This is a genomic window from Nonomuraea sp. WAC 01424 (genome assembly GCF_003947315.1).
In the GTDB taxonomy this organism is placed as follows: Bacteria; Actinomycetota; Actinomycetes; order Streptosporangiales; family Streptosporangiaceae; genus Nonomuraea; species Nonomuraea spiralis.
Map to the genome: position 1 here is coordinate 66,443 of NZ_QHHZ01000015.1, position 14,556 is coordinate 80,998.

At 70.4% G+C, this 14,556-nt stretch carries 15 protein-coding genes; 12 read left to right on the plus strand and 3 right to left on the minus strand.

Features of this window, described 5'->3' with window-relative positions; genetic code table 11:
- The first annotated feature begins 9 nt into the window (after positions 1–9).
- On the plus strand, positions 10–678 hold the full coding sequence (locus tag DMB42_RS35805) for a GntR family transcriptional regulator (protein ID WP_125642220.1): 669 nt from the start codon (positions 10–12) through the stop codon (positions 676–678).
- 204 nt (positions 679–882) lie between these two features.
- Here DMB42_RS35805 and DMB42_RS35810 read toward each other — a convergent pair whose 3' ends face one another.
- The 3 genes from DMB42_RS35810 to DMB42_RS35820 form a co-directional block, all read right to left on the minus strand.
- Positions 883–1,806 carry a DMT family transporter gene (locus DMB42_RS35810; RefSeq protein WP_125642224.1) on the minus strand — a complete coding sequence of 308 codons (924 nt, stop codon included), beginning with the start codon at positions 1,804–1,806 and terminating at the stop codon, positions 883–885.
- 95 nt (positions 1,807–1,901) lie between these two features.
- Positions 1,902–2,672, minus strand: coding sequence for an ABC transporter permease (locus tag DMB42_RS35815; RefSeq protein ID WP_125642227.1), 771 nt, complete (start codon positions 2,670–2,672; stop codon positions 1,902–1,904).
- On the minus strand, positions 2,669–3,577 hold the full coding sequence (locus DMB42_RS35820) for an ABC transporter ATP-binding protein (protein ID WP_125642233.1): 909 nt from the start codon (positions 3,575–3,577) through the stop codon (positions 2,669–2,671). Before DMB42_RS35820 ends, DMB42_RS35815 begins: the two co-directional genes overlap by 4 nt.
- 170 nt (positions 3,578–3,747) lie before the next feature.
- Here DMB42_RS35820 and DMB42_RS35825 point away from each other — a divergent pair, with 170 nt between their 5' ends.
- From DMB42_RS35825 to DMB42_RS35875, 11 genes are all read left to right on the plus strand, one after another.
- Positions 3,748–4,524 (plus strand): VOC family protein, encoded by a 777-nt coding sequence (locus DMB42_RS35825; protein WP_125642235.1) that lies wholly within the window; start codon positions 3,748–3,750, stop codon positions 4,522–4,524.
- Positions 4,525–4,617: 93 nt separating this feature from the next.
- Entirely contained in the window at positions 4,618–5,844 is a 1,227-nt protein-coding gene (locus tag DMB42_RS35830; protein WP_125642238.1) for a multidrug effflux MFS transporter, read from the plus strand.
- Positions 5,845–5,935: 91 nt separating this feature from the next.
- On the plus strand, positions 5,936–6,634 hold the full coding sequence (locus DMB42_RS35835; RefSeq protein ID WP_125642241.1) for a metalloregulator ArsR/SmtB family transcription factor: 699 nt from the start codon (positions 5,936–5,938) through the stop codon (positions 6,632–6,634).
- Positions 6,631–8,043 (plus strand): Fe-S cluster assembly protein SufB, encoded by a 1,413-nt coding sequence (gene sufB / locus DMB42_RS35840; protein ID WP_125642244.1) that lies wholly within the window; start codon positions 6,631–6,633, stop codon positions 8,041–8,043. The genes DMB42_RS35835 and sufB overlap by 4 nt, the downstream gene beginning before the upstream one ends.
- The gene (gene sufD, locus DMB42_RS35845) at positions 8,043–9,164 is read left to right on the plus strand and encodes a Fe-S cluster assembly protein SufD (RefSeq protein ID WP_125642247.1); all 1,122 of its coding nucleotides are present in this window, start codon (positions 8,043–8,045) and stop codon (positions 9,162–9,164) included. The genes sufB and sufD overlap by 1 nt, the downstream gene beginning before the upstream one ends.
- The gene (locus DMB42_RS35850) at positions 9,161–9,478 is read left to right on the plus strand and encodes a non-heme iron oxygenase ferredoxin subunit (protein ID WP_125642250.1); all 318 of its coding nucleotides are present in this window, start codon (positions 9,161–9,163) and stop codon (positions 9,476–9,478) included. Before sufD ends, DMB42_RS35850 begins: the two co-directional genes overlap by 4 nt.
- 4 nt (positions 9,479–9,482) lie before the next feature.
- The gene (sufC, locus tag DMB42_RS35855; protein ID WP_125642253.1) at positions 9,483–10,229 is read left to right on the plus strand and encodes a Fe-S cluster assembly ATPase SufC; all 747 of its coding nucleotides are present in this window, start codon (positions 9,483–9,485) and stop codon (positions 10,227–10,229) included.
- The gene (locus DMB42_RS35860; protein WP_125642256.1) at positions 10,226–11,482 is read left to right on the plus strand and encodes a cysteine desulfurase; all 1,257 of its coding nucleotides are present in this window, start codon (positions 10,226–10,228) and stop codon (positions 11,480–11,482) included. Before sufC ends, DMB42_RS35860 begins: the two co-directional genes overlap by 4 nt.
- Positions 11,483–11,484: 2 nt before the next feature.
- Positions 11,485–11,922 (plus strand): Fe-S cluster assembly sulfur transfer protein SufU, encoded by a 438-nt coding sequence (sufU, locus tag DMB42_RS35865; RefSeq protein WP_125642259.1) that lies wholly within the window; start codon positions 11,485–11,487, stop codon positions 11,920–11,922.
- 56 nt (positions 11,923–11,978) lie between these two features.
- Positions 11,979–12,278 (plus strand): metal-sulfur cluster assembly factor, encoded by a 300-nt coding sequence (locus DMB42_RS35870; RefSeq protein WP_229824829.1) that lies wholly within the window; start codon positions 11,979–11,981, stop codon positions 12,276–12,278.
- Between the two features lie 308 nt (positions 12,279–12,586).
- On the plus strand, positions 12,587–14,530 hold the full coding sequence (locus DMB42_RS35875; protein WP_125642265.1) for a DEAD/DEAH box helicase: 1,944 nt from the start codon (positions 12,587–12,589) through the stop codon (positions 14,528–14,530).
- The last annotated feature ends 26 nt before the right edge of the window (positions 14,531–14,556 follow it).

Consider the following 14,556-nt stretch of genomic DNA (forward strand, 5'->3'; position numbering starts at 1 on the left):
GGAAGGCGGATGGCTGCCGAGGACCGGCTCGACCTGCCGATGGTGGGGGAGCGGCAGAGCCTGCGCGAGCAGGTCGCGCACGCGCTGCGGGCCGCGCTGATCACCGGCGAGATGCGGCCGGGGGTGGTCTACTCCGCGCCCGTGCTCGCCGCGCAGTTCGGCGTCTCGGCCACGCCGGTCCGCGAGGCCATGCTCGACCTGGCCAAGGAGGGCCTGGTCGAGGCCGTGCGCAACAAGGGCTTCCGGGTGACCGAGCTGTCCGACCGCGACCTCGACGAGCTCACCCAGATCCGGGAGCTGATCGAGGTGCCCACGGTCTCGCGGCTGGCCGACAGCGCCCGCGCCGAGGAGTTCGAACGGCTGCGCCCGGTCGCCCAGGAGATCGTCTCGCCCGCCGACCGCGCCGACCTGCTCGCCTACGTCGACGCCGACCTGCGTTTCCACCTGGAGCTGCTGGCGCTGTCGGGCAACGTCCACCTGGTGGAGGTGGTGCGCGACCTGCGTAACCGGGCCCGCCTCTACGGCCTGTCCCAGCTCGCCGAGCGCGGTTCCCTGACCGACTCGGCCAGGGAGCACCTGGCCCTGCTCGACGCGCTCAAGAGCGGCGACGCCGCGGCGGTCGCCCACCTCATGGCCGAGCACATCGGGCACGTACGCGGCATCTGGGCCGAACACTGACACGGGCCGCAGGCTTTACTGTCCGAAATTGGAAGATTTGTCCGTTTTGCGGTAATCTTTGGGCACGCTGACATTCAGCCGCACAGGCCCGGTCAAGCGGAAGCCCGCTCCGCTGGCCTTCCCGGGCTCGGCGACCGCCCACCTGACGCCGAGCCCTCCGCCGCGCGCCCGAGAGAACCCCATCCCACGGGCGCGCGGCGGCACCTACTTCCGCCCGGTCGTCATCCGGGTCGAGCCCAGGCTGGCGGCCACGATGCACACGATCGCCGTCCACTGCTGCACGTGCAGCACCTCGCCCAGCAGCAGCACGCCGGCCATCGCCGCCACGGCCGGCTCCAGGCTCATCAGGATGCCGAACACGTGCTTGGGCATGCGCCGCAGCGCCTGAAGCTCCAGCGAGTACGGGATCACCGACGACAGCAGCCCGACCCCCAGCCCGATCAGCAGCAGGTGCGGCTGCAACAGGTCGGCCCCGCCGCTCGTGACGCCCACCGGCGCGATCACCACGGCCGAGACGATCATCGCGAACGACAACCCGGTCGTGCCGGGGAAACGCCGACCGGCCGCCGCCGACAGCAGGATGTAGCCGGCCCAGCCCGCGCCCGCCACCAGGGCGAACCCGATGCCGAGCCACCAGCCCGCCGACACCGGCTCGCCCCAGGGTGCCAGCAGCGCCACGCCGAGCCCTGCCAGGCCGATCCACACCAGGTCGAGCCGGCGTCGCGAGGCCGCCACGGCCACGCCCAGCGCGCCGAGGAACTCGATCGCCACCGCGACGCCCATCGGCAGCCGCGCCAGGGCCTCGTAGAACGACAGGTTCATCAGGGCGAGCGTCACGCCGAAGCCGACCCCGACCGCCCAGTCGCGCCAGCTCAGCCCCTTCAACTTGGGCCGGGCGACGGCCGCCATGATCAGGCCGCCGGTCGCGATGCGCAGGAACACCACGGCGCTCGGCGGCAGCGTGGCGAACAGATCCTTGGCGAACGCGGCGCCGATCTGCACCGAGACGATGGCCAGCAGCACGAGCGACGAGGGCGGGATCGAGTCCGCGGCCTGGCGCAGCAGGCGTCCTGGCCCGGGCAGCGCCGGGCGGCGATCGAAGGGATCGTCCAGGGCGAATTCGGTCAAGGGGAACACCTCGGGAGAAGCTTGAGCAGTCGTCAGAGCGTACTGACCTCGGAGGACTTCTCCGCATCCGGGGTGCTACGCCTGACCTGGGCCGCTCACTCCCAGCGGAACAGGCGGGAGACCAGGGCGAGGGTCACCACGGCCCAGCCGGCCAGGACCAGGACGGGCCCGACCGGCAGCGCCGCCCCCTGGGCCAGCACCGTACGCAGCCCGCCGGTGAGCGCCGAGATCGGCAGGAGCTCCAGGAACGGCCGCGCGCCCTCGGGGAACTTCGACAGCGGGAACACCACCCCGCCCGCCCCGAGCAGCACCAGGTAGACCAGGTTGGCCCCGGCCAGCGTCGCCTCGGCCCGCAGCGTGCCGGCCATGAGCAGCCCGAGCCCGCTGAAGGCCGCCGTGCCGAGCACGATCAGCAGCGCCGCGGCCAGGAACGACCCGTGCGGACGCCACCCCAGCGCCAGCCCCACGCCGACGATCACCACGGCCTGGATGACCTCCACTGCCACCACCGCGGCCGTCTTGGCCAGCATGAGCCCGGCCCTGGACAGCGGCGTCGCGCCCAGCCGCTTCAGCACGCCGTAGCGGCGCTCGAAGCCGGTGCCGATGGCCTGCCCGGTGAAGGCCGTGGACATGACGGCCAGCGCGAGCACGCCCGGCACGAGGAAGTCGACCCGCCGGCCGCCGCCGACGTCGACCAGCGGCGCCAGCGAGAAGCCCACCAGCAACAGCACCGGGATGATCAGCGTGAGCAGGAGCTGCTCGCCGTTGCGCAACATCGTGCGGATCTCGGCGCCGGCCTGCGCGAGCACCATGCGCGGGAACGGCGCGGCGCCCGGCGTGGGCGTGAGGTCGAGCGCGGCGGTCATCGCAGCTCCCTGCCGGTCAGTTCGAGGAAGACGTCTTCGAGGGTACGGCGCTCGATGCGCAGGTCGTCGGCCGTGACGCCCTCGGCCGCGCACCAGGCCGTGACCGTGGCCAGCAGTTCGGGCCCGACCTGGCCCTCGATGATGTAGTGGCCGGCGGGCGACTCCTTGGCCGCGCTGCCCGCCGGGAGCGCGTTGAGCAGCTCCTCCAGCGTGAGCCCCGGCCTGGCCCTGAACCTGAGCTGCCGCTCGGCCCCGGTCAGCGAGGCGGGGCTGCCCTCGGCCACCACGCGCCCCCTGTCGATGATCACGACGTGGTCGGCCAGCCGTTCGGCCTCGTCCATGTGGTGGGTGGTCAGCACCACCGACACGCCCGCGCCGCGTAGCTCGCCGACCAGCTCCCAGCAGGCGTGCCGGGCCTGCGGGTCGAGACCCGCCGTCGGCTCGTCGAGGAAGACCAGCTCCGGCCGGCCGATCACGGCCGCGGCCAGCGAGAGCCGCTGCTGCTGCCCGCCCGACAACCGCCGGTAGGCGGTGCGCGCGTGCTCGGCCAGCCCGAGCCGGGCCAGCAGCGCGTCCGGGTCGAGGGGACGGGCGTAGAAGCGGGAGACCAGGCGCAGCCACTCGGCGCAGCGCATCGCCGGCGGCACCCCGCCGGCCTGGAGCATCACCCCGACACGCGGCCGCAGCTCGGGCAGGGTGGGCGCCAGACCGAGCACCCGGACCGTGCCGGAGTCGGCCTTGCGGAACCCCTCGCAGATCTCGACCGTGGACGTCTTGCCCGCGCCGTTGGGCCCGAGGACGGCGGTGACCGCGCCGCGGCCGGCCCGCAGGGTGAGGCCGTCGAGGGCGGTCCTGCCGCCGTAGCGTTTGACCAGGTCGACGATCTCGACGGCTGGGGAATCCATGGCCACGAGTTTAGGGACTGCGCCGGGCGGTCCGCCCCTCAGGTACGGGCCCGGCGGGCGGCTGCCGGGCGCCCTGTCCGGAAATGGACGGCCCTTGACCGGACCGTTCCCCGGAAAGGCGTGAGAACGGGGGGAAGTCCGGCGATGAGCCTCACGTCTGAGGAGGTTGCATGTCGCGACGCAGTGGATATGACCCTGGAGTCCCGTGCTGGGTGGACCTGGCCAGCACCGACGTCCCCGGCTCGACCCGGTTCTACGGGGAGCTGTTCGGCTGGCAGGCCGACATGGTGGACGACCCGCAGGCCGGCGGGTACGGGATGTTTCTCCACGACGGCAAGAAGGTCGCGGGCGTCGGCCCCGCCAGGAACGGCCGCCCGGTCTCGCTCTGGAACACCTACGTCGCCACCGACGACATCGCCGCGCTGGCCGCCCGGCTGAAGGACGCCGGCGGCACCGTCGTGGCCGAGCCCATGGAGATCTTCGACGAGGGCAGCATGACCGTCTTCCAGGCCCCCGACGGCTCCTACGCCTGCGGCTGGCAGGCGGCCGCCCACCCGGGCGCCGAACTGGTCAACGAGCCCGGCACGTTCTGCTGGAACGAGTTGTACACGCGCGACGTACCGGCCGCCGAGCGCTTCTACGCGCAGGTCTTCGGCTGGACCGCCCGTACGTCGGACATGGGCGGCATGCCGTACACCGAGTGGCTGGCGGGCGAGACGAGCGTCGCGGGCATGATGGCGATGCCCGAGGAGGCCCCGGCGGAGCTGCCGTCGTTCTGGCTGACCTACTTCGCGGTCGAAGACCTCGACGCCGCCCTCCGCAGCGCCGAGGACGTGGGCGTGAACGTTCTCGTGGGCGTGACCGAGGCCCCTCCCGGCCGGTTCGCGCAGCTCATCGATCCGCAGGGCGCGGCCTTCGGCGTCATCCAGCTCAACGAAACGGCCTGAAATATCTGATAAGCGGGAATTAGGAGGACCGAATCCCGGTTGGATCTCTCGGCCCTCGTGGGTCATCGGCCTGCGAGGGAGAGGGGTTCACGCATGTCCGTGGCAGAAGCCACGTCCACCGCCGTCGAGCGCAAGGGCGGGGGGAGCAGGGGGCTGCTCCTGGTCATCCTGGGCGCGCTGTCGGCGATCGGCCCGCTGTCCATCGACATGTACCTGCCCGCGCTGCCCGCCATCACCGAGGAGATGCTCAGCGCCCCGGCGCAGGTCCAGCTCACCCTCACCGCCTGCCTCATCGGCGTGTCCGTCGGCCAGGTCGTCGCCGGGCCGGTCAGCGACGTACGCGGGCGCAGGGGCCCCTTGCTGGTGGGCGTCTCCGGGTTCATGGTGGCCTCGCTGCTGTGCGCGTTCGCGCCGTCGGTGCCCGTGCTCATCGTCCTGCGGCTGCTCCAGGGCGTCCTGGGCGGGGCCGCGCTGGTCATCGTCCGCGCGGTCGTGCGCGACCTGTACGACGGCGCCGCCATCGCCCGCATCTTCGCCACGCTGATGCTGGTCAGCGGCCTGGCCCCGATCCTGGCCCCCATCGCGGGCGCCCAGCTGCTCTCCTTCACCTCCTGGCGCGGCGTGTTCGTGGCGCTCAGCGTGGCCGGGCTCGTGCTGCTGCTGGCCGTACTGCCGGGCGTGCGCGAGACGCTGCCCGCCGAGCAGCGCGAGAGCGGCGGGCTCGGCCACACCGTACGCATCTTCTGGCAGCTCCTGCGCGACCGTTCGTTCATGGGCTGCGCGCTCACCGCCGGGCTGGCCTTCGCGGCGATGTTCGCCTACATCTCCGGCTCGCCGTTCGTGCTCCAGCAGGTGTACGGCGCCACCCCGCAGCAGTACTCGCTCATCTTCGGGCTCAACGCGCTCGGCCTGACCGCGATGGCCCAGCTCGGCGGCCGGCTGTCGGGCCGCGTGGAGCCCGCCCGCCTGGTCGTCCTCGGGCTCGTCACCGGCCTGGTCGGGGCGGGGGTGCTGCTGACCGCCGCGCTCGCCGGGCTCGGCCTGGCCGGCATCGTGACGGGCCTGTTCGTGATCATGCTGGGTCAGGGGCTCGTCCTGCCCGGCACCGGCGCGCTGGCGCTGGCCGGACAGCCCGCGCAGATCGCCGGCAGCGCCTCGGCGCTGCTCGGCGTGCTCCAGTTCGCGCTGGGCCGCGTCGCGGCCCCGCTGGTCGGGCTTGCGGGCGAGGGCACGGCCCTGCCGATGGCCGTCGTGATGCTCGGGCTCATCGCCTGCTCGGCGCTGGTGTTCGCGATTCTGGGACGCCGAAAGGTTAGGTAAGCCTTACCTGCGTGAGGAATTCCATTGCCGGCCTGCTCCGATTCGTTTGTGGAGCGGGAAGGAATTACGGCACACTGATGTTGTGAAAAACATGCCCACGATCGAGCCCGGCAGCGAGCGCAGCACACGCGCCCGTGTCGCCAGGCTGATCCTTGAGCATGGTCCCGTGACGGCCGCCTCGCTCGGCGAGCGGCTGGGGCTGACGCCCGCCGCGGTGCGCAGGCACCTCGACGCGTTGCTGGCCGAGGGAATGATAGAGCCTCGCACGGTCAGGCCGCGCGGTCAGCGCGGACGCGGACGGCCCGCCAAGTTGTTCGCCATCACCGACGCGGGGCGCAGCGCTTTCGAGCACGCCTATGACGATCTCGCCGGGAGCGCGCTGCGCTTCCTGGCCGAGCGCATGGGACGAGAAGCGGTGACCGACTTCGCCCGTTCGCAGGTGTCGAGCCTGCTGAAGCGGCTGGAGCCGGTCATGCGGACGGTGCCGGCGGACCAGCGCGTACAGGTGCTGGCGCAGGCGCTGTCGGCAGACGGATACGCCGCCTCGGCCAGCAAGGCCAAGTCGGGTGGCGACCAGCTCTGCCAGCACCACTGCCCGGTGGCTCACGCGGCCGCGGAGTTCCCGCAACTCTGCGAGGCCGAGACGGAGGCGTTCGCGCAACTGCTCGGCACCCCGGTGCAGCGCCTGGCCACGATCGCGCACGGCGACGGGGTGTGCACGACGCACGTGAGCCCCAAGTCGCTGGCTGAATCCGCACACAGAGACAAGAGCAAGGAGACCGGAAGGTGACTGTCACCGACCGCCCGGAGCTGGAAGGCCTCGGGAATTACAAGTTCGGCTGGGCCGACCCGGATGCCGCGGGCGCGGCGGCCAAGCGTGGCCTGTCCGAGGAGGTCGTCCGCGACATCTCCGCGCTCAAGAACGAGCCGGAGTGGATGCTCGACCTTCGCCTGAAGGGCCTCCGTCTGTTCGGCAAGAAGCCGCTGCCCACCTGGGGCTCCGACCTCACCGGCATCGATTTCGACAACATCAAGTACTTCGTGCGCTCGACCGAGAAGCAGGCCGCTTCCTGGGACGAGCTGCCCGCCGACATCAAGAACACCTACGACAAGCTCGGCATCCCCGAGGCGGAGAAGCAGCGCCTCATCGCCGGCGTCGCGGCCCAGTACGAGTCGGAGGTCGTCTACCACAAGATCCGTGAGGACCTTGAGGAGAAGGGCGTCATCTTCGTCGACACCGACACGGGCCTGAAGGAGCACGAGGAGCTCTTCAAGGAGTACTTCGGCTCGGTGATCCCGGTCGGCGACAACAAGTTCGCCGCGCTCAACACCTCCGTGTGGTCGGGCGGCTCGTTCATCTACGTGCCGCCGAACGTCGAGGTCGAGATCCCGCTGCAGGCCTACTTCCGGATCAACACCGAGAACATGGGCCAGTTCGAGCGGACCCTGATCATCGTGGACGAGAACTCCTACGTCCACTACGTCGAGGGCTGCACCGCGCCGATCTACTCCTCCGACTCGCTGCACAGCGCCGTCGTCGAGATCATCGTGAAGAAGAACGCCCGCTGCCGTTACACGACCATCCAGAACTGGTCGAACAACGTCTACAACCTGGTCACCAAGCGCGCCGTCGCCTACGAGGGCGCGACCATGGAGTGGATCGACGGCAACATCGGCTCCAAGGTCACGATGAAGTACCCGGCCGTCTATCTGATGGGCGAGCACGCCAAGGGCGAGACGCTGAGCGTCGCCTTCGCCGGCGAGGGCCAGCACCAGGACGCCGGCTCCAAGATGGTGCACCTGGCGCCCAACACCAGCTCCAGCGTCATCTCCAAGTCGGTGGCGCGCGGCGGCGGCCGCACCTCCTACCGCGGTCTCGTGCAGATCGAGGAGGGCGCCCACGGCAGCGCCAGCACCGTCAAGTGCGACGCGCTCCTGGTCGACCAGATCAGCCGCTCCGACACCTACCCGTACGTCGACGTGCGCGAGGACGACGTCTCGATGGGTCACGAGGCCACGGTCTCCAAGGTCAGCGAGGACCAGCTCTTCTACCTCATGAGCCGCGGGCTCGGCGAGGACGAGGCGATGGCGATGATCGTGCGCGGCTTCGTCGAGCCGATCGCCCGTGAGCTGCCCATGGAATACGCGCTCGAGCTCAACCGGCTGATCGAGCTGCAGATGGAAGGAGCCGTCGGCTGATGGGCCTGAACGAGAAGCCCCTGTCGACCCTGCACGAGAAGGCGTCCTTCGACCTGGGCGACTTCGAGGTCCCGAACGGGCGTGAGGAGTCGTGGCGTTTCACGCCGCTCTCCCGCCTGAAGGGCCTGCACAACGGCAAGGCCGAGCCCGTGGGCCACGTGCGCCTCGACGTCGAGGCCGCGCCCGAGGTCGTCGTGGAGACCGTGGGCCGCGACGACGCCCGCGTCGGCAAGGCGTTCACGCCCACCGACCGGGTCAGCGCCCAGGCGTGGAACAGCTTCGAGAAGGCGACCGTGATCACGGTGCCGCGCGAGGCCGTCACCTCCAGGCCGACCGTCCTCACCCTGACCGGTGAGGGCGACGGCGCCGCCTACGGCCACATCGTGGTCAAGGTGGAGCCGATGGCCGAGGCCGTGGTCGTGCTCGACCACAAGGGCAGCGCGGTCTACGCCGACAACATCGAGTTCGTCGTCGGCGACGGCGCCGACCTCAAGGTCGTCAGCCTTCAGGACTGGGACGACGACGCCGTCCACGTCTCCCACCACCACGCCCAGCTCGCCAAGGACGCCACCTTCCGCAGCTTCGTGGTGACGCTCGGCGGCGACCTGGTCCGGCTGTCGCCCAGCGTGGCCTACACCGCGCCCGGCGGCGACGCCGACATGTCGGGCGTCTACTTCGTGGACGCCGGCCAGCACCTGGAGCACCGCCTCCTGGTCGACCACTCCCAGCCCAACTGCAAGAGCAACGTCGACTACCGCGGCGCGCTGCAGGGCCAGGACGCGCACGCCGTCTGGATCGGCGACGTGATCATCCGGGTCGAGGCCGAGGGCACCGACACCTACGAGCTCAACCGCAACCTCATCCTCACCGACGGCGCCCGCGCCGACTCGGTCCCCAACCTGGAGATCCTCACCGGCGAGGTCGCCGGAGCCGGGCACGCCTCGGCCTCGGGCCGCCTCGACGACGAGCACATCTTCTACCTCCAGGCCCGCGGCATCCCCTACGACGAGGCCCGCCGCCTGGTCATCAGGGGCTTCCTCGGCCAGCTCATCGAGAAGATCCAGATCGAGGAGATCCGCGACCGCGTGTTGTCGGCGGTGGAGGCGGAGCTCGCGCGATGAGTTTCGAGAAGGTCTGCCAGGTCGCCGACATCCCCGACGGCGGTGTCATCGGCGTCGAGGTCGGCGAGACCCCGGTGGCGCTGGTGCGCAAGGGCGACGACGTCTTCGCCCTGCACGACGTCTGCTCCCACGCCGAGGTCAAGCTCAGCGAGGGCGAGGTCTACGACGGCACGCTGGAGTGCTGGCTGCACGGATCGTGCTTCGACGTACGCACCGGCAAGCCGACCGGCCCGCCCGCCATCAAGCCCGTGAACGTCTACACAGTCAAGATCGACGGCGATGACGTCCTCGTCTCGCTCTCGAAGGAGTCATAACAACATGTCCACCCTAGAGATCCGTGACCTCAAGGTCGCCGTCGAGGACAAGGAAATCCTGCGCGGCGTCAACCTGACGGTGAAGTCCGGCGAGACGCACGCCATCATGGGCCCCAACGGCTCGGGCAAGTCGACGCTCGCCTACGCGATCGCCGGTCACCCCAAGTACACGATCACCGGCGGCCAGGTGCTGCTCGACGGCGTCGACCTGCTGGAGCTGTCGGTCGACGAGCGCGCCCGCGCCGGCCTGTTCCTCGCCATGCAGTACCCGGTCGAGGTCCCCGGCGTCTCGGTGTCCAACTTCCTGCGCTCGGCCGTCACCTCGGTCCGCGGCGAGGCGCCCAAGCTGCGCGAGTTCGCCAAGGACCTCAAGGCCGGCATGGACGCCCTGTCCATCGACGCCGCCTTCGCCCAGCGCAACCTCAACGAGGGCTTCTCCGGCGGTGAGAAGAAGCGCCACGAGATCCTTCAGCTCGAACTCCTCAAGCCGAAGATCGCCGTGCTCGACGAGACCGACTCCGGCCTCGACGTCGACGCGCTGCGCGTGGTCTCCGAGGGCATCAACCGCTTCCGCGACTCGGGCGAGACCGGCGTGCTGCTGATCACCCACTACACCCGCATCCTGCGGTACGTGAAGCCCGACTTCGTGCACGTCTTCGCCGGCGGCCGGATCGTCGAGGAGGGCGGGCCGGAGCTGGCCGACAAGCTCGAGGCCGAGGGCTACGAGCAGTACACGAAGGCGTCTGCATGACTTCCACCAGCTTTGACGTGGAGAAGATCAGGAAGGACTTCCCGATCTTCTCCCGCGAGCTGCCCGACGGGCGCCCGCTCGTCTATCTCGACTCGGGCAACTCCTCGCAGAAGCCCAACCAGGTCATCGACACCATGCGCGACCACCTGGCGCTGCACTACAGCAACGTCGGGCGGGCCATGCACGTGCTCGGCTCGGAGTCGACCGAGGCGTACGAGAGCGCGCGCGACAAGGTGGCGGCGTTCGTCGGGGCGGGCTCGCGCGATGAGGTGATCTTCACCAAGAACGCCTCCGAGGCCCTCAACCTCGTGGCCTACTCCTTCGGCAACCCCGCCAACACCGACCCGCGCTTCACCCTCGGCCCCGGCGACGAGATCGTCATCTCCGAGATGGAGCACCACTCCAACATCGTGCCCTGGCAGCTGCTCGTGCAGCGTACGGGCGCGACGCTGAAGTGGTTCGGCGTCACCGACGAGGGCCGGCTCGACTTTGACCCGGCCGTCATCACCGAGCGCACCAAGATCGTCTCGATCGCCCACCAGTCGAACGTGCTCGGCACGGTCAACCCGGTCGCCGCCGTGGCCGCGCGGGCCCGCGAGGTCGGCGCGCTCGTCATGCTCGACGCCTCCCAGTCCGTGCCGCACCACCCGGTGAACATGGCCGAGCTGGGCGCCGACTTCGTGGCCTTCACCGGCCACAAGATGGTCGGTCCCTCGGGCATCGGCGTGTTGTGGGGCCGTACCGAGCTGCTGGAGGCCATGCCCCCGTTCCTGGGCGGGGGCGAGATGATCGAGGCGGTCTGGATGGACCACTCGACGTACGCGCCGATCCCGCACAAGTTCGAGGCGGGCACGCCGCCCATCGTCGAGGCCATCGGCCTGGGCGCGGCGGTCGACTACCTCACCGAGGTCGGCATGGAGGCCATCGAGGCGCATGAGCGCTCGCTGACGGCCTACGCCCTCGACGCCCTGCGCGAGGTGCCGTCGTTGCGCCTCATCGGGCCCGACTCCCTCGACCAGCGCGGCGGCACGTTGTCGTTCACGCTGGAAGGCATACACCCCCACGACGTGGGGCAGATCCTTGACGACCAGTTCGGGGTGGCCGTACGCGTCGGGCACCACTGCGCGCGCCCGCTGCACCTGCGGTTCGGAATACCGGCGACCACACGGGCGTCGTTCTACCTGTACAACACCACGGGCGAGATCGACGCCCTGGTGCGCGGCCTCCATCACGTTCAGAAGGTGTTCGCATAGCCATGATCGGCGAGTCGATGTACCAGGAGCTGATCCTGGAACACTACAAGCACCCGCAGGGGCGGGGGCTGCGCGAGCCGTACGACGCCGAGGTTCACCACGTGAACCCGACGTGCGGCGACGAGATCACGCTCCGGGTCAGGGTGGGCGACGCCGGTAAGATCGAGGACGTCTCCTACGACGGCCAGGGCTGCTCGATCAGCCAGGCGGCCGCCTCCGTGCTGCACGAGCTGACCACCGGCTCGACGGTCGAGGAGTCGTTGTCGGTGGTCGACGAGTTCACCCGGCTCATGCAGGGCAGGGGCCAGGTCGAGGCCGACGAGGAAGTGCTCGGGGACGCGGTGGCGTTCGCGGGCGTGGCCAAGTTCCCGGCGCGCGTCAAGTGCGCGCTGCTGTCCTGGATGGCCTACAAGGACGCTGTTGTGAGGAGTGCCCAGTGAGCAAGCCAGTGGAGACTCCGACCGGCTTCGACGGTGACACGACCGTCGAGGAGGTCATGGAGGCGCTCAAGGACGTCGTCGACCCCGAGCTCGGCATCAACGTCGTCGACCTGGGGCTGATCTACGGGCTCAACCTCGACCCGACCGACGGCGGTCAGCCGGTGGCCACCATCGACATGACGCTGACCAGCGCGGCCTGCCCGCTGACCGACGTCATCGAGGACCAGGCCCACTCGGCGCTCGACGGCATGGTCTCCGACGTGAAGATCAACTGGGTCTGGCTGCCGCCATGGGGCCCGGACAAAATCACCGACGAGGGGCGTGAGCAGCTCCGTATGCTAGGCTTCAACGTCTGATCTTTCTGGCTGTTACGGCTGGCGTTCGGACGTCAGCCGTTTCAGTGTGCCAAGGAGGGGTTACGGAAGGTCCGTACCCAGCCAGGGAATATCCGATAACATCCCGGCGTTGGCACCCGGTATACACCAGACGCCTCATCTCGCGTCATCGCGCCGCCTGCGGCCGGTGCCCCGGTGTATCCCCCCTGTGAAGTCCCGCCCATATGGCGGGCGTACTGCAACGTGTACGGCATTAGGCCGTATGTCCCGGCTCGTCCTTTCGCAGAAGTGACGCGCCACTTCGACTGAAAGGCACGAATTTCGTGACCATGCTTGACTCTGTCATGCCCTCGTTCGACGAGACCGCCCCCGAGACGGGCCCGTCGGAGTTCGAACTGCTCGGCCTCCCCAAGCCGCTCATCAGCGGCCTGGCCAAGCAGGGCATCGACAGCCCTTTCCCCATCCAGAGTGCGACGATCCCCGACGTGCTGGCCGGCCATGACGTCCTTGGCCGTGGCCAGACCGGCTCGGGCAAGACCCTGGCCTTCGGTTTGCCGACCATGGCGCGCATCGCGGGGGTGAAGCCCGCCGCGGGCCATCCGCGCGCGATGATCCTTGTGCCCACCCGTGAGCTCGCGCTCCAGGTGCATGACGCGCTCGAACCGCTCGGACGCGGTCTCGGGTTGCGGATGAAGGTCGTCGTTGGCGGCATGTCCATGGGCAAGCAGATCGAGGCGCTGCGCCGCGGCGTCGACATCGTGATCGCCACCCCCGGCCGCCTGGGCGACCTGATCCGGCAGGGCGAGTGCTCGCTGTCGCAGGTCCAGGTCTCCGTCCTGGACGAGGCCGACCACATGTGCGACCTCGGCTTCTTCCCCGTCGTCACCGAGCTGCTGGCCCAGACCCCGACCGACGGGCAGCGGCTGCTGTTCTCGGCCACCCTCGACGGCGACGTCGACAAGCTGGTGCGCCGCTTCCTCAAGGACCCGATCACCCACTCCGTGGCCCCGGCGACCTCGCCGGTCGACACCATGGAGCACCACGTGATGCAGGTGACGCGCGACGACAAGTTCGACGTCACGGCCGAGATCGCCAACCGCGAGGGCCGTACGATCATCTTCGTCCGCACCCAGCACGGCGTCGACCGGCTGTGCAAGCAGCTCGCCCGGGTCGGCATCAAGTCCGGCGGCCTCCACGGCGGCAAGCGCCAGAACCAGCGCACGCGCATCCTGGCCGAGTTCCGCGAGGGCTCGATCAACGTGCTGGTCTGCACCGACGTCGCGGCCCGCGGCATCCACGTCGACAACATCAGCCTGGTGCTGCACGTCGACCCGCCGCAGGACCACAAGAGCTACCTGCACCGCGGTGGCCGTACCGCCCGCGCGGGCGAGAAGGGCACCGTCGTCACCCTGGTGCTGCCCAACGAGCGCCGCTCGACCGACGCGCTGACCAGGCGCGCCGGGATCCACCCGTTCCGGCTCAAGGCCACCCCGGGTCACCCCCGGCTGGCCGAGGTGACCGGGGCCAGGATGCCGAGCGGCGAGGCCATCCCGGTCTGGGAGCCCGACGTGCGCAAGCCGCTGCGGCCCCGCCACGTCGGCGGTCACGGCGGCGCCGAGCGCCGGGGCGGACGTCGTCCGCGCCGTGAGTTCGACGGTGAGCGTCGTCCGCGCCGGCACGAGGAGGGTTCCTTCGCCGGTGGCGACGACCGCCGTCCGCGCCGGCACGAGGAGTCCGGCGGCGAGGACCGGCGTCCGCGCCGGCACGCCGAGGGCGAGCGGCCGTTCGGCGGCGGGCAGCGTTCCTCCGAGCCGCGCACGTTCGGCGACGACCGCAGGCGTGGTGACCGTCCGCGTGGCGGCTACCGTTCCTCCGACGACCGCGGTGGCTTCCGCTCCTCCGAGGAGCGGCCGGCCCGTCAGGACGACCGCGGTGGGTTCCGCTCCGAGGAGCGTCCCTTCCGTCAGGACGACCGTGGTGGGTTCCGCTCCGACGACCGGCCGTTCCGTCAGGACGACCGTGGGTTCCGGTCCGAGGGGCCGCGTGGTGGCGGTTTCCGTGACGGCCAGCGCGGTGGCGGGTTCCGTTCCGAGGACCGGGGCCGCTTCGGCGCCGACCGCGGCCGTCCGTTCTCGGGCGACCGTGACCGGAGCGCCCGCCCCGACGAGCGCGCCCCCCGCGACGGCTTCCGCTCCGGCGGCGGCTTCCGCTCCGAGGAGCGCGGCAACGGCGGCGTCCGCCGCAACAACGGTGGCCGCCGCTTCGAGCGCTGACCCCACCTGAACGACGACCGCCCGCC

Bases quoted from the DNA above. Each gene is read 5' to 3' on its own strand.
- DMB42_RS35805 (WP_125642220.1), top strand. From the start codon at position 10: ATGGCTGCCGAGGACCGGCTCGACCTGCCGATGGTGGGGGAGCGGCAG.
- DMB42_RS35815 (WP_125642227.1), bottom strand. From the start codon at position 2,672: ATGACCGCCGCGCTCGACCTCACGCCCACGCCGGGCGCCGCGCCGTTC.
- DMB42_RS35820 (WP_125642233.1), bottom strand. From the start codon at position 3,577: ATGGATTCCCCAGCCGTCGAGATCGTCGACCTGGTCAAACGCTACGGC.
- DMB42_RS35825 (WP_125642235.1), top strand. From the start codon at position 3,748: ATGTCGCGACGCAGTGGATATGACCCTGGAGTCCCGTGCTGGGTGGAC.
- DMB42_RS35830 (WP_125642238.1), top strand. From the start codon at position 4,618: ATGTCCGTGGCAGAAGCCACGTCCACCGCCGTCGAGCGCAAGGGCGGG.
- DMB42_RS35835 (WP_125642241.1), top strand. From the start codon at position 5,936: ATGCCCACGATCGAGCCCGGCAGCGAGCGCAGCACACGCGCCCGTGTC.
- sufD (WP_125642247.1), top strand. From the start codon at position 8,043: ATGGGCCTGAACGAGAAGCCCCTGTCGACCCTGCACGAGAAGGCGTCC.
- DMB42_RS35850 (WP_125642250.1), top strand. From the start codon at position 9,161: ATGAGTTTCGAGAAGGTCTGCCAGGTCGCCGACATCCCCGACGGCGGT.
- sufC (WP_125642253.1), top strand. From the start codon at position 9,483: ATGTCCACCCTAGAGATCCGTGACCTCAAGGTCGCCGTCGAGGACAAG.
- DMB42_RS35860 (WP_125642256.1), top strand. From the start codon at position 10,226: ATGACTTCCACCAGCTTTGACGTGGAGAAGATCAGGAAGGACTTCCCG.
- sufU (WP_125642259.1), top strand. From the start codon at position 11,485: ATGATCGGCGAGTCGATGTACCAGGAGCTGATCCTGGAACACTACAAG.
- DMB42_RS35870 (WP_229824829.1), top strand. From the start codon at position 11,979: ATGGAGGCGCTCAAGGACGTCGTCGACCCCGAGCTCGGCATCAACGTC.
- DMB42_RS35875 (WP_125642265.1), top strand. From the start codon at position 12,587: ATGCTTGACTCTGTCATGCCCTCGTTCGACGAGACCGCCCCCGAGACG.